The 20,818-nt window shown below is 46.7% G+C and carries 18 protein-coding genes, 1 other RNA gene and 1 pseudogene; 9 read left to right on the top strand and 11 right to left on the bottom strand.

Going from position 1 to position 20,818, the window contains the following annotated elements; all coding sequences use genetic code 11:
• Window positions 1-15 precede the first annotated feature (15 nt).
• The 4 genes from HYN48_RS15065 to HYN48_RS15050 form a co-directional block, all read right to left on the bottom strand.
• Entirely contained in the window at window positions 16-288 is a 273-nt protein-coding gene (locus tag HYN48_RS15065) for an HU family DNA-binding protein (RefSeq protein WP_108373196.1), read from the bottom strand.
• A gap of 178 nt (window positions 289-466) precedes the next feature.
• Window positions 467-1,414, bottom strand: a complete 948-nt coding sequence (gene fmt / locus HYN48_RS15060; RefSeq protein ID WP_108373194.1) for a methionyl-tRNA formyltransferase — start codon at window positions 1,412-1,414, stop codon at window positions 467-469.
• The gene (locus HYN48_RS15055; protein WP_108373192.1) at window positions 1,411-3,315 is read right to left on the bottom strand and encodes a RecQ family ATP-dependent DNA helicase; all 1,905 of its coding nucleotides are present in this window, start codon (window positions 3,313-3,315) and stop codon (window positions 1,411-1,413) included. The genes fmt and HYN48_RS15055 overlap by 4 nt, the downstream gene beginning before the upstream one ends.
• A 75-nt stretch (window positions 3,316-3,390) precedes the next feature.
• Complete coding sequence (locus HYN48_RS15050) at window positions 3,391-3,927, bottom strand: AAA family ATPase (RefSeq protein ID WP_108373697.1); 537 nt, start codon at window positions 3,925-3,927, stop codon at window positions 3,391-3,393.
• A gap of 169 nt (window positions 3,928-4,096) precedes the next feature.
• Between HYN48_RS15050 and HYN48_RS15045 the strand changes: the two genes are divergently transcribed.
• The 3 genes from HYN48_RS15045 (at window position 4,097) to murA (ending at window position 6,493) form a co-directional block, all read left to right on the top strand.
• Entirely contained in the window at window positions 4,097-4,381 is a 285-nt protein-coding gene (locus HYN48_RS15045; protein ID WP_108373190.1) for a DUF493 family protein, read from the top strand.
• Entirely contained in the window at window positions 4,382-5,098 is a 717-nt protein-coding gene (locus HYN48_RS15040) for a DUF4290 domain-containing protein (protein WP_108373188.1), read from the top strand. It abuts the gene before it with no gap.
• A gap of 81 nt (window positions 5,099-5,179) precedes the next feature.
• Window positions 5,180-6,493 (top strand): UDP-N-acetylglucosamine 1-carboxyvinyltransferase, encoded by a 1,314-nt coding sequence (gene murA, locus HYN48_RS15035; protein ID WP_108373186.1) that lies wholly within the window; start codon window positions 5,180-5,182, stop codon window positions 6,491-6,493.
• A 101-nt stretch (window positions 6,494-6,594) separates the two neighbouring features.
• Here the strand turns inward: murA and HYN48_RS15030 are convergent, their stop codons facing one another.
• From HYN48_RS15030 to HYN48_RS15020, 3 genes are all read right to left on the bottom strand, one after another.
• Window positions 6,595-9,075, bottom strand: coding sequence for a DUF5686 and carboxypeptidase regulatory-like domain-containing protein (locus HYN48_RS15030; protein ID WP_108373184.1), 2,481 nt, complete (start codon window positions 9,073-9,075; stop codon window positions 6,595-6,597).
• A 58-nt stretch (window positions 9,076-9,133) separates the two neighbouring features.
• Entirely contained in the window at window positions 9,134-9,547 is a 414-nt protein-coding gene (locus HYN48_RS15025; RefSeq protein WP_108373182.1) for a type II 3-dehydroquinate dehydratase, read from the bottom strand.
• A gap of 91 nt (window positions 9,548-9,638) precedes the next feature.
• A complete protein-coding gene (locus HYN48_RS15020) occupies window positions 9,639-10,178 on the bottom strand; it encodes a porin family protein (protein ID WP_108373180.1) in 540 nt (179 codons plus the stop codon).
• A 215-nt stretch (window positions 10,179-10,393) separates the two neighbouring features.
• Between HYN48_RS15020 and HYN48_RS15015 the strand changes: the two genes are divergently transcribed.
• From HYN48_RS15015 to HYN48_RS15000, 4 genes are all read left to right on the top strand, one after another.
• Complete coding sequence (locus HYN48_RS15015) at window positions 10,394-10,951, top strand: outer membrane beta-barrel protein (protein ID WP_108373178.1); 558 nt, start codon at window positions 10,394-10,396, stop codon at window positions 10,949-10,951.
• A 75-nt stretch (window positions 10,952-11,026) separates the two neighbouring features.
• Entirely contained in the window at window positions 11,027-11,944 is a 918-nt protein-coding gene (locus HYN48_RS15010; protein WP_108373176.1) for a site-specific tyrosine recombinase, read from the top strand.
• 81 nt (window positions 11,945-12,025) lie between these two features.
• A complete protein-coding gene (locus HYN48_RS15005) occupies window positions 12,026-13,543 on the top strand; it encodes a PAS domain-containing sensor histidine kinase (RefSeq protein ID WP_108373174.1) in 1,518 nt (505 codons plus the stop codon).
• On the top strand, window positions 13,536-13,931 hold the full coding sequence (locus HYN48_RS15000) for a response regulator (protein ID WP_108373172.1): 396 nt from the start codon (window positions 13,536-13,538) through the stop codon (window positions 13,929-13,931). Before HYN48_RS15005 ends, HYN48_RS15000 begins: the two co-directional genes overlap by 8 nt.
• Window positions 13,932-13,984: 53 nt before the next feature.
• Here the strand turns inward: HYN48_RS15000 and rny are convergent, their stop codons facing one another.
• From rny to HYN48_RS14980, 4 genes are all read right to left on the bottom strand, one after another.
• On the bottom strand, window positions 13,985-15,550 hold the full coding sequence (gene rny / locus HYN48_RS14995; protein ID WP_108373170.1) for a ribonuclease Y: 1,566 nt from the start codon (window positions 15,548-15,550) through the stop codon (window positions 13,985-13,987).
• A gap of 50 nt (window positions 15,551-15,600) precedes the next feature.
• A non-coding RNA gene (ssrS, locus tag HYN48_RS14990) (6S RNA) lies at window positions 15,601-15,709 on the bottom strand.
• Window positions 15,710-15,763: 54 nt separating this feature from the next.
• A complete protein-coding gene (locus HYN48_RS14985; protein WP_108373168.1) occupies window positions 15,764-16,087 on the bottom strand; it encodes a cell division protein ZapA in 324 nt (107 codons plus the stop codon).
• Between the two features lie 5 nt (window positions 16,088-16,092).
• Window positions 16,093-16,383 carry a hypothetical protein gene (locus HYN48_RS14980; RefSeq protein ID WP_108373166.1) on the bottom strand — a complete coding sequence of 97 codons (291 nt, stop codon included), beginning with the start codon at window positions 16,381-16,383 and terminating at the stop codon, window positions 16,093-16,095.
• 199 nt (window positions 16,384-16,582) lie between these two features.
• Here HYN48_RS14980 and HYN48_RS14975 point away from each other — a divergent pair, with 199 nt between their 5' ends.
• Window positions 16,583-18,280: a M23 family metallopeptidase gene (locus HYN48_RS14975; RefSeq protein ID WP_108373162.1), complete on the top strand. Its 1,698-nt coding sequence runs from the start codon at window positions 16,583-16,585 to the stop codon at window positions 18,278-18,280.
• Between the two features lie 68 nt (window positions 18,281-18,348).
• Window positions 18,349-20,783: pseudogene (locus HYN48_RS14970) on the top strand (TonB-dependent receptor).
• The last annotated feature ends 35 nt before the right edge of the window (window positions 20,784-20,818 follow it).

The raw sequence follows: 20,818 nt of genomic DNA, 5'->3' as shown, positions 1-20,818 counted from the left end.
ATTGTAGAAAAGTGATTATTTCAAGCCGCCTTCCAATTCAGCACCCGCTTTGAATTTAACTACTTTTTTAGCAGCAATTTTGATTGTTGCTCCAGTTTGTGGATTTCTTCCGTCTCTTGCAGCTCTGTCAGAAACTGACCAAGATCCGAATCCAACCAAAGATACCCTGCCGCCATTGTTCAAAGCACCAGCTACGTTTTTCAACATTGACTCTAATGCCGCTTTTGCAGCTGCTTTAGAAATTCCTGCGTCAGCAGCCATTGCATCGATTAATTCTGATTTGTTCATAATAATAGTTATTAATTGTTGGTTAAAAATTCTGTTAATAGAAACAAATTTAGCAGGAATTCCTTACTGCACAAGCGCTCAGCACCGATTTTCGCTTTTTTGTTGATAAGTCAATTCATTTGTTGATAAACTTAGTTGCTTTTTTCAAAAATGCGCTCATCTCAGCAATGGCGCAAGCTTAGCAAAATTTACTTTCCTGCGCGAAAGCCATTCCGTTGAGCAATTCTGCAGCAGTCATTTTTTTCTTTCCGGGCAATTGCAGGCTCAGGATATGCACAAAGCCATCCTTCACTGCCACGCTGATCGTTTTCCGGTCGGTCTTTAACGATCCCGGCGTTTGCTGATGCGCCGCTTGTTCAAAAGCCGCATCGTAGATCTTGATTTGCTGTGGTGTCGCCCCGTCGTCAAAAAAGCACCATGCAGCCGGATACGGTGACAAACCCCTGATCAGGTTATGGATTTCTTTCCCAGGTTTTTCCCAGTCGATTTTGCAATTGTCTCGATGCAGTTTGTACGCGGTTTTAAGATCGTCCGAGTCGGTTTGCACATGGGTCCGGACGTCACCCGATGCGATAAGTTCCAAAGTACGGACTACTGTCGCTTGCCCGATATCCATCAGCCTGTCGTGCAGTTCGCCGGCATTTTCAGTTTCTGAAATGCTTGTTTCCGAGCTGAGGATGATTGCCCCGGTATCAATCTTATCATCAATAAAAAAAGTGGTCACGCCGGTCCTGGTTTCTCCGTTAATGATGGCCCAGTTTATTGGCGCAGCACCACGATATTGCGGCAGAAGCGACGCGTGCAGATTGAATGTGCCGTACTCGGGCATGTCCCAGACTGCCTTTGGCAACATCCTGAACGCGACCACAACGTGAAGGTTGGCCCCGAAACTTTTCAACGCTGCTAAAAAGGCCTCGTCCTTGAGGTTCGTGGGCTGGAGCACGGGAAGATCCTTTTGTAATGCATAATCCTTTACGGCGGAATATTTAATCTTCTGCCCGCGGCCTGCAGGTTTGTCAGGCGCGGTGACCACTGCAGCGACTTCGTATTGATTTCCGATGATGTTGTCAAGGATCCCGACGGCAAATTCCGGCGTACCCATAAAGATGATTTTCAATTTTCTCATGTTTTCCTAATGCTGTATCTGTTGTCTGTCCCGATCCTGATAATGTCATGGTCGAGCAGTTGTCTGAGTGCAAAGATAACGTCGTCCGGCGGATGTTTGATATGATTTTGGATCTCGCGCGAATTTAACGACTGTGTCTGCAGTAAGTCGTGGATTTCGGTGGCTACCGACACCCGGGAAGCACGAACCGGTTTCCGGTTCTTCCCGATGCAGAACGAACAGATTCCGCAATCCTGGATTTTGTCTTCGCCGAAATATCGTAAAATCAGGCGCTGCCTGCAGGTATCGTCGTCGGTTACATAATCCAACACCGACTGCAGTTGGTCTTTTTTTTGGCGGTTTTGCATTTCCAGGTATTTCGACAGCCGATTGATGGTTTTTTCATCTTCCCTGATCTCGTTGAAAACCAGCGTGGCATCATTGCTGCGCGCTTTGTAATCGATCAGTCCGCGCTCCTGCAATTTCTTCAACACGGTTAGGATCTGATCTTCGGGCGAACCGCTTTTTTTTGAGACAAGACTCAGGTTCAGTGCACACGGCGCATCGTAAATCCCGCTGTAATTCCGCAGTATTGTCAGGATGACCGGCTCGTCCTGCGGATTGAGGCTCGTGTAACGCAGCACCTCTCTTGAATCAGCCAGAAACTGGACTGATACTTTTTCCGAAAATTCCTGTGAAAGACTTACAACGCCCTGCCGGTCGAGGAACTGCAATGCGTTGTAGGTTTTCAATACCGGGAAATCATATTGTGTGCAAAAATGGTTCAGGTTGAAGCCAAAGCGTTCGTCAATTCCTTCCCCGTAGGCGATGCGAAGGTAGTTGCAGAGTTTGACAAATACCCTGGTCAGGAACTCTTTATCAGGCAAAACCGAGATAAACTGGCTGCGGGCCTGTGTCGTGTCCGACCGATGGTACAACAGCACCGCAAATGCTTTTTCCTCATTACGCCCGGCGCGTCCCGCTTCCTGGTAATAACTTTCGATGTTTTCAGGCAGCTGGACGTGGATTACGTTTTTGACATTGCCCTTATCGATACCCATCCCAAATGCGTTCGTGGCTACGATGACCTGTGCTTTTTCTTCCATCCATGACTGCATGTTCCTTGATTTTTCCGCGGCCGGGAGTCCGCCGTGATAATACGTCGCCGAAAAACCCAGCGATTGCAGCTGCGATGACATATCATGACATGATTTGCGGTTGCGGACATAAATGATTGACGGCTCGGGGTTTTTTTTCAGGATTTGCGTGATGCGGTGCAGCTTGTCTTCCGTCTCAAAAACCATGTATGCAATATTCTTCCGCTCAAATGATTTTTGGAAAACGGATACCTCTTTCATGCCGAGCCCGGAGATGATGTCCTGTTGTACTTTCGGGGTCGCTGAAGCAGTCAACGCCATAAAAGGTACTTTGTTGAAATGGTTCCTGAGGTTGGCTATCTTAAGGTATGCGGGACGGAAATCATGTCCCCATTGTGACACACAATGCGCCTCATCGATGGCAATAAGGTTGATTGAGAGGCTTTTCAGGCGTTCTATAATCCAGTCAGACTGCAGCCTTTCGGGTGACAGGTACAGGAATTTATAATTTCCGAATTGGCAGTTGTCGAGCAGGTCCGAAACCTCTTCTGTGCGGAGTCCGCCCGTGAGTGCAATGGCCTTGATGTTTCGCTTTTGCAGATTGGCTACCTGGTCCTTCATCAGGGCAACCAGCGGTGATATCACAAGACAGAGGCCGTCCTGCATCAATGCGGGGACCTGGAAACAAATTGATTTTCCACCGCCTGTAGGCAATAGTGCAAAAGTATCCCGCTTGTCCATGGCAGCGTCAATGATGTCCTGTTGCAGGTCCCGGAAACGGTCGTGGTTCCAGTAATTTTTGAGGATTTCAACGGCGGTAGGCATGGCTTATAATTCGAAATTTAACATGTCGTCGGTTACTACGTCGGAAAGTTAGTCAAATAAAACCGGATTCCGCGCTTAGGAAATATGGCGCAGTATAAAATCAATACGCTCATCCACAGTGCCCTTAGGGACATCGATGAGCTTGTAGCCGTAACTTTCGTAGGTTTCGACCAGGTGGCTGTAAATGAGTTTGGCCTGTTCGAAATTCTCATAGCGTTCGTCGTCGCTTTCATATATTTCCTCCCAGGGTGGAAGAATGAAAATTTTGGTGTAGGTATTTTCACGACATGCCGCATCGAAATGTGACGGGTAACTGTCGCCGATATAATGCATGTAAGCCAGTACGTCAGGGATGCCGCGGTCGAGGAATACAATGTCATGCGATTCGGAGCAGGCGTTGATGAATTGCTTCTTGCGGCCCTCCAGCAGCAGTTCGCTGAACAGTAACGGATTTTCAAGGAACAATTGTTCGATGCCCTGTTTCTTGGCTTCCATGGTCACCTCGCGCGAGATTTCGGGATAACAGCAGTATCCTTTTGCCGTGAGCCCGTCGATGATGGTGGTTTTACCGGTTCCGGGACCGCCGATGATGACAACAATTTCCTTGTCCACTTTTTGAAAATAAGGCGCAAAGATAACGATTGGTAATTGATATCCTGCAATCGGCAATTAACAATTAATAATAAATTGCATCCAGGCACTATCGGCAGAAATATAAAATGTGGAATGCAAATCGGCAATCTCCGTTCTAAAACTGTATATTTGCGTTTATTTTGATAAAATGGATAAAAAGACAGAAGAATTCTACGTGCGGTTAAAGGAAGAGTTATCCACGACAAGCAGCTGGCCTTCAGAATATTTATATAAATTTATTGTCCCGACCGATCCCGCCAAAATCCGGGAAGTCGAGAATGCGTTCAATAACCTGGGCGCGGTAATCTCGACGCATCAGTCCAAGACAGGAAAATACACCTCGGTTTCGGTGAACGTAACCATGGTAAATCCGGACGCCGTAATTGAAAAATATGTTGCCGTGTCGGATATTGAAGGCATAATTTCGTTATAAATGAACCAGAAATACATCAAGGAAAACGCGAACGACGTTGTAAACGAACTCGAATATAACGCCGAACGCCCGCACCTGATCATCAGGGAGTACGGGCGGCACCTGCAAAAACTGATTGACCAGGCAGTGGTCATCGAGGACCGCGAAGAGCGCAACAAGGCAGCACGATACATCATCCAGGTGATGGGCAGCCTCAATCCGCATTTGAGGGATGTGCCGGATTTTCAGCATAAATTGTGGGACCAGATTTTCATCATGTCCGATTTTAAGCTGGATGTGGATTCACCATACCCGATTCCCTCGCGCGAGGTATTGCAGCTTCGGCCGGATGTCCTGCCTTATCCGCAGAACTTTCCGAAGTACCGGTTTTACGGCAACAACATCAAGTACATGATTGATGTGGCAAACAGCTGGGAAGACAATGAACTGAAGAACGCGTTGATAAAAGTCATTGCCAACCACATGAAGAAATCGTATCTGAGCTGGAACAAGGACACAGTGAAAGACGACGTGATTTTTGAGCACCTGTATGAACTTTCGGGTGGTAAGATCGACTTGCTGAATGGCTCGGAAGAATTGCTTGATACCATAGACCTGATGCGGACCAACAAAAAGGTGTCGAACAAACACCAGCAGCCCGTCGTCCAAAAGCCAAAAGCCGGTAAAAACGGCAAACTGAATACCGGATTTAAAAACCAAAATAGGAAAACACAATAAGATTTCAGGTCGCGGATTTGGATTTTCTCCCTATGATTTCTCAAATCTGTAATTTGGAATCCCAAATCTGAATAAACAAAAATGGGAACTTTTAAAATTGAAGGCGGTGTAGCGCTTAAAGGTGAAATTACGCCGCAGGGTGCCAAAAATGAAGCTTTACAGATCTTATGTGCGGTATTGCTGACACCCGAAAAAGTCACGATCAACAACATTCCTGACATTATCGATGTCAATAAACTCATTACACTGCTTAAGAATTTAGGGGTGAAGGTGGAGAAACTGGCCAAAGGCTCCTATACCTTCCAATCGGACGAGGTCAACGTGGGTTACCTTGAAACCGAAGCGTTCAAGAAAGAGGGCGGTTCGCTGCGCGGATCGATTATGATTGTCGGGCCTTTGCTGGCGCGCTTTGGCCGCGGATACATCCCAAAGCCGGGCGGCGACAAGATCGGGCGCAGGCGGCTCGATACGCATTTTGAAGGATTCATCAATTTAGGTGCTAAATTCCGTTACAACCGCGAAGACCATTTTTACGGCGTAGAGGCCGCGGACGGTTTGCAGGGGGCTGATATGCTCCTCGACGAAGCCTCGGTAACCGGAACCGCAAATATCGTCATGGCCGCCGTACTGGCCAAAGGCACTACGACCATTTACAACGCAGCCTGCGAGCCTTACCTGCAGCAGTTATCAAAAATGCTTAACTCGATGGGCGCGAGGATAACAGGCGTCGGATCCAACTTACTGACTATCGAAGGTGTTGAAAAGTTATCGGGCTGTACACACACCATCCTGCCCGATATGATTGAAATCGGTTCCTGGATTGGCCTTGCCGCCATGACACGCAGTGAGATCACCATCAAGAATGTAAGCTGGGACAATCTTGGAATCATCCCCAATACATTCAGGAAACTGGGCATCACGCTCGAACGCCGCGGGGACGATATTTACATTCCCGCACACACCAATGGTTATGAAGTCAAGACTGACATTGATGGCTCGATACTCACAATTGCTGACGCACCGTGGCCCGGTTTTACGCCTGACCTGCTGAGCATAGTGCTCGTCGTGGCCACGCAGGCGAAAGGCGACGTGCTGATTCACCAGAAAATGTTTGAAAGCCGTTTGTTCTTTACCGACAAGCTGATCGACATGGGCGCAAAAATCATGTTGTGCGATCCGCACCGCGCCGTAGTGATCGGGCACGATTTTAAATCACAGCTGAAAGCCACCACGATGTCATCACCGGATATCCGTGCCGGGATCTCGTTGCTGATTGCCGCACTTTCCGCGAAAGGGACCAGCACCATCCAGAATATCGAACAGATTGACCGCGGGTATGAGGACATCGAAGCGAGGCTGAGGGCCATCGGGGCTAAGATTAGCCGCGAGGATTAATTGCGGCGACCGGATAATGCCCGCAATGCAATTGTAAAGCAAATAAAAAAAATCCCGTCAGGTCATGACGGGATTTTTTTTACACCACTTTCCAAAATTGATTATTCCAGGATGTTTAAGAATTTCAGGCCAAAAACCACGCCATCCCCGACAAATCCGTTTTGATAAGATCTCACGTAATCAACCCGCAGTACCTTAAGTTTGCCTAAGCCCAGATTATCGAGCCCGACGGAAAATTCCTGGTAGGGTTTCCGGTCTGGAACGGCAAGATTGTGCGCCCCAAGGACCAGCTTCGCCCGCAAGAGGTTCAATAGCGGGATCTTATTGATGAGGTAACCTTTATCATCGTATTCGATGTGGGTTTCCGTGTATGCGTCGTTCGTGCTGGCAGCATAGTAGGGCAACAGGTTGAACACGTTCAGGTAGCGCTCATCCTTTCCGATATGTGTCTGGTTCCCGTTGAAATGCTTGTAATCGATAAACGAAATATTTTCTCCATTGAAGAATTTTCCTCCTTTAATATTAAACGAAAACGTGCCTTTGTTTCCGGCGGTAAAATCATAGTAGATCCGTCCGGAAAGCAATTGGAACTCATAATTCTTTTCACTTGCCCCAAAAGCGTTGTCGTAGGCAAGAAAGATCGTAGGATAATCCTGGTTGCGCAGGTTTATTTTACCGTCCGGCCTTGTAATGTATTTATTCCCGAAATTGATGCGTGCGAAAACCGACGCTTTCGTCAGATGATGGGTCGCAAAGGCAGGCGCATCGTTGGCCGGATCAAGCGGATTGTTTGATGTGTACGGATCGTCGTTCTTTATTACCGTATAATCCGTGTGGTTTACCAAAGTCTTGCGTTGCTGGTACTCGACACGGCCCATAAGGTTCAGCCCGTTAGCGACGTCACGCCCGTAAGTAATTCCGGCGTACTCCTTATTGTACAGCTTCATGTAGTTGTCCTTGAAAAACAACGTGCTCACCGAGTTCACCAGTTTACCGATCGGTTCCTCGGGATTGTATTGTGCCACGGTAGTCCCACCTGAGAGATGGACAAACGCATAATTCCGGTTGTTGAAACGGTGGGAAAAATCGCCGGTGACACGCAGCCGGTCTTCAGCAAACCCGTAATTGACGTTCGCACTGGCGTTTGTATATTTCCCTTTCTCCTCGTCTTTCCACTTGCGGTAAGACAACCCCGAGCCCAGGTTCCAGCCCTGCACGGTATTGAAGCTCAGTGAACCCAGATTGATCAGGCCGCGGTAATTGAACGACCATTTCTCATAGCTGTTGGCATAGCGATAGCCGGTTATCGGACTCAGCAGGCGGAACCTGTTGCCTTTCCTGTCAATGGAGTCGAGGTAGGTCCTGGAATTCCGAACTTTGTAAATACTGTCTTTCTTCACATAATCTTTGCTTTCCTCATCTGTCAGCGGAATCTGTCGGTTGCTGTCCCAAAAGGTATTGTCCTTTTTGTTTGAATTGTCTTCGAAACTGATGATCTCATTGGTAAACGTCTTTTTCTCAAACGATTCCCTGAAGTCGTAGTTTGTGTAGACATAAGAAAATTTTCCGTTGAATTTAATGCCGAAGATTCCCGCGTTAAATTCGAGGCTCTGCGTGTTTTTCGACCAGATGCCGTTGTTTCTGTTGTAACCGAAATTCTGTACCAGCTTCATCGTGTCAAGGAATTCCTGCTTGATGCGGTAGCCCTTAATGTCGACATCCACCGCATAGATCGCCCAGGAATCCTCGACGATGTAAATGAACCCTTCAAAAACCGGCTCTGAGTCACGACGCGGGATGATCCTAATTTTACTGATGATGTTGTTGTTGTCGTCCGTGAAATTGCCTTCAAGCTTGTATTTGTAGTAATTAAAGGCATTGTCCGCAATCGGGGAAATCATATTGATGCCGAATTTCAGCGTGTTGTCGTAAAAGTCGTACACCGTAGCGCCCGCAGTATTGTAGCTGAAGCCGTTGTCGTTTCCGCTGATTTTTGAAGCGATGATGCGTTCCTTGAGGTTGTCGGGTTTCTCGAAAGTGATTTTTGACACGGTTTCTGAAAGATACAGTATGCCCGTTCCGGTAGAATCAAGCATGCCTTCCATGTCACCTACTTCCTCACCGAAAATTTTCTTAGGCATGTCTTTCAGTTTGAAAATTCCGCGCGAATAGAAGTCGGCGGTGTAACGCGCGGTTTTTGCCGAATTGGCTTTTTTAGCCGCGATGGCTTTCCTGATCAGCGCATTGGCCGGATTGTCTTTGGTGTTGATTACAACCTCTGACAGCGACAAACTTTCTTCCGAGAGCACGGCATTCTGCACAAATGGAAATTTGTCAACATTGACGGTAATTTTTTTGGTTTTAAAACCGAGGTATTGAAAAATGAGTGTGTATTTCCCGGGTTGGGTGACATTCAGTTCATACTGGCCCTGTTCGTTGGCTGAGGTGCCGTTGTAGGTGTTTTCGACCAGGACGGTGACGAGCGGCAGCGGGACATTGTTATCATCGGTCACCGTGCCGCGGATCTGCCCGGATGACGAAAAGGCAATGCAGAATAGAAAGAGCGTAAGGAATTGTTTCATGGTTTATTGGTTTTTGTTTTGTATGTTGACGAATTCAGCGCCGATAAGGTTGCATCGGCTACAAAAAAGAGCGGACGGCCAGCGCGTAGCCCTGCAGCCCGAAACCGATGATGACCCCCGCAGCATTCGGGGAAACGAACGACTGGTGGCGGTAGCTTTCACGGGCAAATGTGTTTGAAATGTGGACTTCCACGACGGGTGCCGTAATTGCTTTTACAGCATCGCCGATGGCGACCGAAGTGTGGGTATACGCGGCAGCGTTGAGGATGATGCCGTCGCAGGAGAACCCGCATTGTTGCAGGAATCCGACGATTTCCCCTTCGATATTGCTTTGGAAAAGCAACAATTCGACCGTGGGAAACTGTGCTTTGAGGCGGTCAAAATAATCTTCAAAAGTCGTGCTGCCGTAAACTTCAGGTTCCCTTGTTCCCAGGAGATTCAGGTTAGGGCCATTGATGATGGCGATTTTCATGGTAGGTTGTTTTGGTAAAAATATGGGTTTGGACTTAAATAAAAAAGCCGATCCTTAAAAGAATCGGCTTTGAATTACTTCGCACAGTTATTTAGAACTTGTATCCTAAAGACAGCTGTGCAGTCATGTTTTTAATTTCAGCTTCTTTTGATGCTTCCGTAAGTCCGACGATATAACGCGCCGAAGCGAAGAATCCTGCAGCGATATTCACTGTAGCGCCACCGGCAATACCCAGGTCAAATGATTTTGTCTTGAAATCACCCGGAATGTTCCCGAAGTCATCGTTTACCAGGAAACCGAACTGCGGACCCGCATCGATACTCACCACGTCAGGCAGTACGTAAAATCTCGCCATCACGGGAATGTTGATGTAGTCAAATTTTACATCGTCAAATCCTTCTACTTTGGCACCTTGTGAAGAGTAGAGCGCTTCAGGCTGTATGGCGAAACTTGGTGTGATGCCAAGCTCTACAAATACACCACCGTGAAAACTCGTGATGCTCTTGCTGTCTAGGTCCCCACCGTCGAAATTGGCGAAGTTGGCTCCGCCCTTAATACCGAACTTTACACCTTGTGCCTGAGACACAGTGCCGAACACCAGAAACATTGTTAATAAGATTACTTTTTTCATAACTTCTTTTTTAGGTTAAATTGGTTCTTGTTTTTACTTACCCACGAAATTAGTCTGAATTCCCAAAAACCTCAAAATAATTAACAATACTTTAAATCATCCAGGTTGTTTATAACTTGTTAATAACTGTGTTGATAACTCCCAATACTTGTTAATTTTTGAGTCTTGGAATCGATATAAATTTGTTTCAGTTAATTTAAAAACAAAACAGAATTATGAAAAAAATTATTTTATCAGCTGTTGCATTATTGGCTTTCGGTTTTGCAAACGCACAGGATGATGCCAAATCAAATGGTGGTCAGACTGCTAAAGGAAAATGGTTGATCGAAGCCAACACAGGTTTTGGTGCAATCCGTGGTGCTAACACCAGTTTCGGATATTCTTCACAAGGAGATGTGAAAGTAATGAACCTTGGTGCTGAGGCAGGTTACTTCATTATGGATAACCTTGCTATCAAAGCGGGTATCGGTTACAACTCTTTTGATGATGGAACAGTTGACGGAAGCGGTTTTGCTTACAAAGTCGGTGCAAAATACTACATCTTAGGAATGATTCCGGTACAGGTTGACTATACTGGAGCTTCTGGAGACATCTACGAGGTAGGTCCGGATGCTGAAACACCATCTTACTTAGGTTTGCAGGCAGGTTACGCATGGTTCCTTGGTGACAATGTGTCTATCGAGCCAGGTGTAAGGTACAATTCAAGCCTTAACGATAACTATACTGAAGACGGTATGTTCCAGGTAAATATCGGATTTGCATTGCACTTCTAATATCTGCTTAAAATAAAGTGAAAGCCTCCTGACCGGGAGGCTTCTTTTATGCGTAATTATTGCTTTATTTGCAGTATGGGCAAATGGATATCATTCATAAAAAGTTACCAGTCATACCTGCGCATCGAACGCGGATTGTCGTTGAATACGATCGGCAATTACACCCTTGACATCGAAAAACTCTGCTCTTTCCTGGATGACAATGGCATCGATGTATCGCCGGTTAAAATAGGCCCTGAACACATCCAGCAGTTTATTTACGATATTTCCAAAACGATAAACCCACGCTCGCAGGCGCGGCTGATCTCCGGGTTAAAGAGTTTTTTCAATTACCTCATTTTTGAGGATTACCGTAAGGACAGCCCGATGGAGCTCATTGAACCGCCCAGGACGGGCAGGAAGTTGCCCGACACGTTGTCGCTTTCTGAAATCGATCAATTGATCTCAGCCATTGCGCTTAAGGATAAAAAAGGGGCAGACAGCATTGAGGGATACCGCAACGAATCCATGCTCGAGACGCTTTACGGCTGCGGCTTGCGCGTGTCTGAACTGGTCGATCTGAAAATTTCGGATTTGTTTTTTGATGAGGGATTTATCCGGGTTACGGGTAAAGGCAATAAGCAGCGGTTTTTGCCCATCGGGAGCCACACCCGGAAATTGATCGACTCATACAAGGACCACATCAGGACCGCGTTCCCAATACAAAAAGGCCACGAAGATACCCTTTTCCTGAATCGGCGCGGCCGCAAACTGACCCGCGCGATGGTTTTTACAATCATCAGGAACCTCGCGGAGAAAATCAGTCTGAACAAATCGATCAGTCCGCACACCTTCAGGCATTCATTTGCCACGCACCTGCTTGAAAATGGTGCTGACCTTCGGTCGATCCAGCTGATGCTCGGCCATGAGAGCATCACCACTACAGAAATTTACGTACATCTAGACAGAAAACACCTTACGCAGGTAATTAATGCATTTCATCCGAGAAAATAGGTTTTTAGCCGATTTTTTATATTTTTGTAAAAAGCTTAAAACAATGGGAGTACGGAAGTCCGTCCTTTTTAATATCGACAGATGAAATTAGATTTCTTTGCGAATTCCTTACAGCAGGACGATAAGATCAATTTCTACAATAAACTCTTGTCACAGGTTCCGGACTTGATTTTCCAGATGACTATTTCTGGCGAAGGCAGGATCAGTTTCCCTTTCATGAGCGAGTCGGTGATCAATCATTTTGAGCTCACCGAAGAGGAAATCAACTACTACACCATTGATGTTTTGCGCAGCAAGATTATTCCCGAAGATTTTGACAGGCTCATGGAGGCTATTGCCAACGCAAGGGAAAGCATGCAGAACCTGCTTTTCGAATTCCGCTGCAATTTACCCGTCAAGGGATTACGCTGGTTCAAGGTCCGGGCCACTGTTGAGGAGGATAATAAGGGCGGGCTCGTGTTTTACGGCCGCATCAATGACCACACCGACAGCCGAATCCAGGCGTTGAAACTCAAGATTTCTGAAGAACGCTACCAGTTTGCCCTGGAAGCATCATCAGAAGGGATATGGGATCTAGATGTGCGCACAAACAAGGTCTTCTTTTCTTCACAGTCGATGAAGATGCTTGATTTTGATGAAAAGGATGCGATCCTCGACATCCGGGTTTGGGACGACAGGATCCATCCGGAAGACAAGGAAAAATACAGCAATGACATTCAGCGTCATCTCGACAACCACACGCCTTTTTATGAAAACCTGCAAAGGGTCCGCACAAAAAACGACGAGTACCGCTGGGTACTGAGCCGCGGCAAGATTATAGACCGCGATATCAATGGGGAACCGTTGCGCGTTATCGGGACACACAGCAATATCTCGGCCCGGATTGAAAAAGAGAACGAACTGCAAAAGACCCTGCACCTGTTAAGCGAACAAAACAAGAAACTGCTTAATTTTGCCCACATCGTGTCGCACAACCTGCGTTCGCATGCGGGCAATTTTAAGATGCTGCTCGATTTGATGGAGACTGAAACCGACGAGGCCTTGCGGCAGGAAAGCATGATTCACATCCGGACCAACTCGAACCACCTGACGGAAACGATAGCCAATCTTAAGGAATTGGTGGAAATACAGTCGGATTTAAAGCCGGTACGCGAGCACCTGAATGTCCGGCATTACCTGCGTAAGATGCTTACGCTGCTCTCAGAAGAATTTGCCAGGCACCAGGTGGCATACCGAATCGACATCCCTGATGACGAGACCGTCTACTTCAATCCCGCTTACCTCGAGAGTGTGCTGCTGAATTTTTCGACCAACGCGGTCAAATATTCCCATCCGGACCGAACGCCATTGATCCATTACAATTTTTATTACGAAGAGGGCAGGAAGGTGCTTTCCATTGCTGACAACGGTTTGGGAATCAATCTGGAAAAGCACGGAAATGTCTTGTTCGGGATGTATAAGACTTTTCACAAGCATCCCAATTCACGCGGATTGGGATTATTCATGTCAAAAAACCAGGTTGAAGCCATGGGCGGAAAAATTGTCGTGGACAGCGAGGTAAATAAAGGCACCATTTTCAAAATCTATTTTAATGAATAAATATAAAGACCTGTTTGTGGTCGACGATGATAAGATTTACCATTTTATCCTGCGGAATTTACTGAACAAAAATAACATCAGGCTGACCCCTTCCTTTTTTGAAAATGGATTTGATGCGATTGAGATTTTAAAGCAGAAGCTGCATGCCAACGAATTTCCGGACTTGATTTTACTCGACATCAATATGCCCATCATGGACGGATGGCAGTTTTTGGAGGAATTCAGGAAGCTTCGGGAGAATTTCGAACTGACCACCGATATTTACGTGGTCACCTCGTCGAATGACAACATAGACATCAGCAAGGCCAGGGATTTTGAGAACGACATTGCAAGTTACTTTCTCAAGCCCATCAGCCAATCGGACATTAACAAAATATTCGCCCCATAAAAAAATAAAAAAAGCTCCGTTAAGGAGCTTTTGATTTTATAAAAGGATCAGGATTACTTTGCAATATTCACCGCCCTTGTTTCCCTGATTACGGTAATTTTTACCTGACCCGGATACGTCATTTCAGTCTGGATTTTCTGAGAGATATCGAAAGAAAGACTGGCCGCATGGTCGTCGGATACTTTTTCGCTTTCCACGATTACACGCAATTCACGTCCTGCCTGGATCGCATACGCGTTTTTCACGCCATGGAATCCGAAAGCGATCTCTTCAAGGTCCTTAAGCCTCTGGATGTACGAATCAAGCACCTGGCGGCGTGCTCCCGGTCTTGCTCCCGAAATCGCGTCGCAAACCTGCACGATAGGAGAGAGGAGTGACTTCATCTCAATCTCGTCGTGGTGCGCCCCAATGGCGTTGCACACTTCTTCTTTTTCGCCATATTTTTCCGCCCATTGCATTCCCAACAGTGCGTGTGGCAAGTCACTTTCGGTATCCGGCACTTTACCTATATCGTGCAACAGTCCGGCCCTTTTGGCAAGTTTTACATTGAGTCCTAATTCAGCAGCCATGATACCACAAAGTTTCGAAACCTCTCGAGAGTGCTGTAAGAGGTTTTGTCCGTATGAAGAACGGTATTTCATCCTTCCGACAACTTTGATCAGTTCAGGGTGTAATCCATGGATGCCCAGATCGATAACCGTACGCTTTCCGACTTCAGCAATCTCGTCGTCAATCTGTTTGGTTGTTTTGGCAACCACCTCTTCAATCCTTGCAGGGTGTATACGGCCATCGGTCACCAGTTTGTGCAGCGACAGTCTGGCAATTTCCCTCCTGACCGGGTCAAAGCACGACAGGATGATTGCTTCCGGCGTATCGTCGACAATGATTTCCACACCGGTTGCCGCCTCAATTGCACGGATGTTACGACCCTCACGCCCGATGATCCTACCCTTGACATCATCCGATTCGATGTTGAAGACTGACACGCAGTTTTCGACTGCTTCTTCGGTCCCGACGCGCTGGATGGTGTTGATGATGATTTTCTTGGCTTCCTGTTGTGCCGTGAGTTTTGCCTCCTCCAGGGTATCCTGGATGTATGACATCGCATTGCTTTTGGCTTCGGCTTTCAGGCCTTCTATGAGTTGGTTTTTGGCGTCTTCCGTAGACAGGCCTGAAATCACTTCAAGCTGCTCGAGCTGGCTTTTGTGCATGCGCTCCACCTCGGCCTGCTTTTTGTCGAGGACATCTATCTTGTTATTGTATTCCTTGGTTTTACTTTCAAAATCATCATTGATTTTTTTGGCTTTAGCCAATTCATTGGAAACCAGGGATTCCTTGTCGCGGATCCTTTTTTCTATTTCCGCTACTTTCTTTTCACGGTTCAGGATGACCTGTTCGTGCTCCGCCTTGAGTTCAATGAACTTCTCCTTGGCCTGAAGGATTTTGTCTTTTTTGGTATTTTCGGCTTCGAGACTGGCATCTTTTAAGATGGACGCGGCTTCTTTACGGGCATTTTTGATGAGATTGGAGACGTTCTTCTTCTCCAGGATCTTGGCGATTACGAATCCACCGGCCACACCTGCGATGGCGGAAATGATTATGATTAAAATTGTATCCATTTTTGTTTAGTGTTTATGTATAAAAAAAGCCTACATTAGGGTGAATGTATAAACTCGTAAAGACAAGTTTTGAGCTAACCCGCTGTTCAAGGATCTGCCCGGAATGGCAGCTTGCTTTAGAAACGGTGATTCGCTCATTCTAAATTGTTAGTGTTGAGTTTACCAAATTGAACTAATGTAGGCAGTATCTTAGTCTGTATAAAGAACGTATTGTCATTTACCTTCGGCCGCCTCAGCTGCACTCCGGTTATTGAGATAGTCGGCCAGCATGTCGCTGATTTTCGTTAATCTTTCATTGGTCTCCGCGCTGTCGGCAGTCTTGTCGATTTGCTTTTGCTCGAGCTGCGAGGCAAACTGCAATGCACACATCGCTAAAACGTCCTGCTTGTCACGTACCGCATAATTCTGCTCAAACTGCTTGATCATCGTATCAATCTTCCTGGACGCACTCCTGAGCCCTTCTTCCTGAGAGGGATCCACCGTTAACGGATACACCCTGTCGGCAATTGATATTTTGATTTTCAGCTTTTCGTCCATGCGTGTTAATCGGATAATTGCGCAATGCAATAATCAATTTCCCGGATTAATGAATTTATCTTAAGCTTTGTATCTCTTTTATTTTCATCACTGCCAAGCAATGAATTGGCAATCCTGAGCGTGTCGTGCTGTGATTTCAGCGTTTCAATTTCCCGGGATTGCTGCTCTATGGTCAGCGCGGCTTGCTTTAACTCCTGCTTTAATCCTTCAGCACTTTTTTCAAGACTTTCCAGTTTTGATAAAAGTTTCTGCAGCCTAGCTTCCAGAGTATCAATAATTTCCGCGATTTCGCTCATAAAGTTGCCATTCGTCGCTTAATCTCACAAAGTTAGTATTCTATTTTATTATACCAATAGTTTTCCATTTTTTTTCAAAACTTTATTAGCGCGAACCGTAATAATTTACACCATAAGCAGTTATAAACCGGAGGTTTTTCTTCAAAAAGCCGGCCATTATTTATATATTGCGGTATGTATTAGCCAAAACCAACATTTTATGAAAACCAGATTACTTTTCCTTTTACTATCCGCCAGTTTATTCGCTCAAACCCAGTATCCTCTGGATTATTTCCGATCGCCGCTCGATATCCCGCTTTTCCTCTCAGGGTCCTTCGGGGAGCTGCGGGCCAACCATTTCCATGCCGGGCTCGATTTCAAGACACAGCAAAAAGAAGGCTGGCCTGTCCGTGCCGCAGCAGACGGCTACATCGCGAGGATCAAGATTTCCCCTTACGGTTACGGTAAGGCCATTTACGTCAACCATCCCAATGGCTACACCACGGTCTACGGCCATCTTTCAAAAGCCGGCGGCGCCATCGAAGCGTACATCAAAAAAGCGCAGTACGAACAGCAGAATTTCGAAGTGGAATTGTTTCCGGCAGCAGGTGAGTTGCCGGTACTCAAGGGTGACACCCTCGCGTTTTCCGGAAATACCGGCGGCTCCGGCGGCCCGCACCTGCACTTTGAAATCCGTAATACGATAACAGAGAAGATATTGAATCCGATGCTTTTCGGTTTTGACCGCCTCATAGCTGATACTCGTGTGCCGGTAATCAATACGTTGATGGTATATCCCATCGGAAAGGAATCTGTGGTGAACCAATGCCACAAACCGCAGGCGGTGAGCATGTCACTCCAGCCCGACGGCAGTTATATCGCCGACAAGATCCTGGTGAACGGAAAAGTGGGTTTTGGGATCAGTGCATATGACCTGACTGATTCGAATTATACCAAAAGTGGTGCTTATGAGATCGAAACCTTCAACAACGGGAATCCGGTTTTCGGCTACCGGTTCGACACCTTCGCATTTGACGAGGGGCGCTATGTTAATGCGCTGCTGGATTATCCGCGCCTTAAAAATACGGGCATGCGCATACAGCAATTGTACATGGAGCAGCCGTATCCGCTGAGCCTCATCCGCGCAGACAAAAGCAATGGTGTTATTGAAGCCGCGCCCAATCTGGCGCAGACCTACAAAATAAAAGTGAGTGATGCGCACCACAATGCGATTTCGATTGATGTGCCTATTGAATATTCGGACCTGCCGGCAATTGATGAAGCCGTTGCCGTTAAAAAAACATCCTATCTGCTCAAATCGGCCAACGACAATAATTATACGAAAGACAACGTCTCGGTTTTTATCCCGGCCAATACGTTCTACGACGATTTTTACCTCAATTTCGATGTGACTAACGGAAAGCTTACCCTGGCCGATGATTCGGTTCCTGTGCATTCGAACATCACCATAACATTTGAAGATACTGTGACGCCTGAGAAGGATCGGGAAAAAATGTTCATCGCCTCCGTCGACGGCAAGAAACTCAGTTACAATTTCACTACGCGCAAAGGCAATAACTTTACGGCCTACACGAAGAATCTCGGCGATTTCATACTCGCGAAAGATACCGTGGCGCCGGTAATCACGGCAGCAAATTTCAAGGAAGGCAAGTGGCTCAGCAAGCAGAATACGCTCGAACTCACCATCCGGGACAACCTGAGCGGCATTAAGACCTACAACGGATGGCTTAACGGGCAGTGGATTCTTTTTGAATTCGATTATAAAAACAGGAAAATCATTCACCGTTTTTCGGACAATATCTATACCGACGGGCGTAATGATTTAAAAGTGGTTGTTTCAGATAATGTGGGAAATTCTGCTATCTTTGAAACGCATTTTTTCAGGAAAAAACAATAAAAGCGCGACATTTGAAAACAAGATTCAGCTTCCTATATATACTATTCTTATTAGCCGGTTTTAATGTTATGGCACAAACGGCAAGGGTTCAGGGTGTAGTCCTCGATGAAAGCCAGAAGCCGGTGCCCGATGTCAACGTCAGGGTTTCAGCGGTTTCAGCCACTACCGACAGAAACGGCTACTACGTAATCAATATTCCTTCCGATACCGACGTGTCCATTGAGTTCACCCATGTCACACTGAAAAAGGCCCGCATTATCGTAAACCTCAAAGCCAATGAGAATTTCGAATTTAACCCGGTTCTGAAAACCAACGAAGAGCAATTGCCAGAGGTCGTCATCAATACGAAAACACGCACAAGGCTTGAAGGGTTGGTCAACATCGACCCGAAGACCATCAGCAAAAACCCCAGTGCAATGCCCGGCGTGGAAAGCATCCTTAAGACAATGGGCGGCGTGAGCGGCAACGACGAATTGAGTTCACAATACTCGGCCCGGGGCGGCAATTATGATGAAAACCTGGTGTATGTAAATGAGATTGAGGTCTACCGCCCGTTCCTTGTCCGTTCAGGACAGCAGGAAGGTTTGAGCTTCACCAATACCGACCTGGTTTCGAATGTCGATTTCTCGGCAGGTGGTTTCCAGGCCAAGTATGGAGATAAACTGTCGTCCGTACTCGATATTACCTACCGGATTCCGTCCAAGTTTGGTGCCTCCCTTGATGCCAGCCTTTTGGGCGGCGCCATGTCAGTCGACCTCGTGTCCAGAAACCGAAAATGGACGGCTGTAACTGGCGTCCGTTACCGTGACAACAGCCTTTTGGTCAACAGCAAGGAGACCGAAACCAATTACCATCCGTCGTTTGTCGATGTACAGACGTATGTTACTTTTACCCCATCGACCAAATGGCAGTGGAGTTTCCTCGGGAATATTTCACAAAACAAATACGATTACACGCCGCTGACCAGGCAGACCAACTTCGGGACTATTGATCAACCGATTGCGCTGCAGATATTTTATGAGGGCCAGGAAAAAGACCGATACCAGACATTTTTTGGCGCCTTAAAATCGGAATTCCGTGCGAGCGATCGTTTTACATTGAAGTTTATCGGTTCAGCTTACCATACACTGGAACAGGAATATTTTGATATCCTTGCGCAATATCGATTGGGCGAAGTGGACAGCAATATCGGCTCTGAGGATTTCGGGGAAGTCAAATTCACCGAAGGTATCGGATCGCAGCTCAACCATGCCCGTAACGATCTGGATGCGTTAATCGTCAATGCAGAAGTTAAGGGAATCCTCGATATCAGCAGCAAAATGAGCGAGCAGCGCAAGAACAACCTGATTGAGTGGGGCATCAAATACACCAGGGAAGACATCCGCGACCGTCTCGTAGAATGGGAAGTGATTGATTCTGCCGGCTTTTCCCTGAATCCGCCCATCGTTGATTTACCGCATAACGAACAGCCGTATGTCCCCTACACCGGTCCGTTGGTACCTTACCAGAATGTGCGGGCGACCAATTATGTGACCATCGACAGGATTTCAGGCTATGCGCAATGGAACCGCAAAGGGATGCTCGGGTCGAACGAATTTTCAGTGAATGCCGGGGTGCGGATGCACCAATGGCAGGTTTCAGGCGACGGATTGGAATCAAAGACACAGTCCGTTTTCAGTCCGAGGGCGCAGTTTGCCATCAAGCCGAACTGGGCCGGAACGGATATGGTGTTCCGTATTTCAGGAGGATTGTACCACCAGCCGCCGTTTTACCGCGAACTGCGAGATGCGGAAGGCGTGGTGAATCCCGGAGTTAAGGCACAGCAATCAGCACATATTGTCGTCGGTAATGAATACAGTTTCCAGATGTGGGGCGAAAAGCCGTTCAAACTGGTTTTTATTACAAATCGTTGTCTGATGTAAACCCATATACTCTGGAAAATGTACGGATCCGCTATGCTGCTGATAACAATGCCAAAGCGTTCGCACAGGGATTTGATATGAGGCTTAACGGTGAATTCGTTAAAGGGACAGAGTCATGGCTGAGTTTCGGATACATGAAAACCGAAGAGAATATCAATAACAAAGGGTACATTGCAAGGCCGACTGACCAAAGACTGAAATTCGGGATCCTGTTCCAGGACTTTATGGAGCGTTTGCCAAGCATGAAACTGTACCTCAATTTAGTATACAACACCGGATTGCCGGGCGGCTCGCCTTCTTATGCCGACCCGTATGTATACCAAAGCCGCCTCAATGATTACCGCCGTGCCGATGTTGGGTTTTCGTATGTATTTACGGAGAACAACCCCGCCCGTCCTGAAGGACACTGGCTCAGGAAGTTTAAGGATTTGTCGGTCGGATTTGAAATCTTTAATGTTTTTAACAACCAGAATGCCATTACCAATACGTGGGTCAGGGATGTCTACACCAAATCACAATACGCGGTGCCAAATTACCTGACTTCAAGGGTATTTAACATCAAAGTGAGCGCAAGGCTGTAGGCCTGATTCGGTTTTATCGTCTGAAAATGGTATAT

Source organism: Flavobacterium magnum (assembly GCF_003055625.1).
In the GTDB taxonomy this organism is placed as follows: domain Bacteria; phylum Bacteroidota; class Bacteroidia; order Flavobacteriales; family Flavobacteriaceae; genus Flavobacterium; species Flavobacterium magnum.
Note: the sequence above shows the minus strand (reverse complement) of the source record. Positions and strands in the feature narration are given on the sequence as shown.

What these genes read in the sequence shown, in the direction of transcription:
- murA (WP_108373186.1), top strand. Translation starts at nt 5,180, where the DNA reads ATGGGAACTTTTAAAATTGAAGGCGGTGTAGCGCTTAAAGGTGAAATT.
- rny (WP_108373170.1), bottom strand. Translation starts at nt 15,550, where the DNA reads ATGGATACAATTTTAATCATAATCATTTCCGCCATCGCAGGTGTGGCC.
- HYN48_RS15015 (WP_108373178.1), top strand. Translation starts at nt 10,394, where the DNA reads ATGAAAAAAATTATTTTATCAGCTGTTGCATTATTGGCTTTCGGTTTT.
- HYN48_RS15065 (WP_108373196.1), bottom strand. Translation starts at nt 288, where the DNA reads ATGAACAAATCAGAATTAATCGATGCAATGGCTGCTGACGCAGGAATT.
- HYN48_RS14980 (WP_108373166.1), bottom strand. Translation starts at nt 16,383, where the DNA reads ATGAGCGAAATCGCGGAAATTATTGATACTCTGGAAGCTAGGCTGCAG.
- HYN48_RS15020 (WP_108373180.1), bottom strand. Translation starts at nt 10,178, where the DNA reads ATGAAAAAAGTAATCTTATTAACAATGTTTCTGGTGTTCGGCACTGTG.
- HYN48_RS15045 (WP_108373190.1), top strand. Translation starts at nt 4,097, where the DNA reads ATGGATAAAAAGACAGAAGAATTCTACGTGCGGTTAAAGGAAGAGTTA.
- HYN48_RS15005 (WP_108373174.1), top strand. Translation starts at nt 12,026, where the DNA reads ATGAAATTAGATTTCTTTGCGAATTCCTTACAGCAGGACGATAAGATC.
- HYN48_RS15055 (WP_108373192.1), bottom strand. Translation starts at nt 3,315, where the DNA reads ATGCCTACCGCCGTTGAAATCCTCAAAAATTACTGGAACCACGACCGT.
- HYN48_RS15030 (WP_108373184.1), bottom strand. Translation starts at nt 9,075, where the DNA reads ATGAAACAATTCCTTACGCTCTTTCTATTCTGCATTGCCTTTTCGTCA.
- HYN48_RS15000 (WP_108373172.1), top strand. Translation starts at nt 13,536, where the DNA reads ATGAATAAATATAAAGACCTGTTTGTGGTCGACGATGATAAGATTTAC.
- fmt (WP_108373194.1), bottom strand. Translation starts at nt 1,414, where the DNA reads ATGAGAAAATTGAAAATCATCTTTATGGGTACGCCGGAATTTGCCGTC.
- HYN48_RS15040 (WP_108373188.1), top strand. Translation starts at nt 4,382, where the DNA reads ATGAACCAGAAATACATCAAGGAAAACGCGAACGACGTTGTAAACGAA.
- HYN48_RS15010 (WP_108373176.1), top strand. Translation starts at nt 11,027, where the DNA reads ATGGGCAAATGGATATCATTCATAAAAAGTTACCAGTCATACCTGCGC.
- HYN48_RS14975 (WP_108373162.1), top strand. Translation starts at nt 16,583, where the DNA reads ATGAAAACCAGATTACTTTTCCTTTTACTATCCGCCAGTTTATTCGCT.
- HYN48_RS15025 (WP_108373182.1), bottom strand. Translation starts at nt 9,547, where the DNA reads ATGAAAATCGCCATCATCAATGGCCCTAACCTGAATCTCCTGGGAACA.
- HYN48_RS14985 (WP_108373168.1), bottom strand. Translation starts at nt 16,087, where the DNA reads ATGGACGAAAAGCTGAAAATCAAAATATCAATTGCCGACAGGGTGTAT.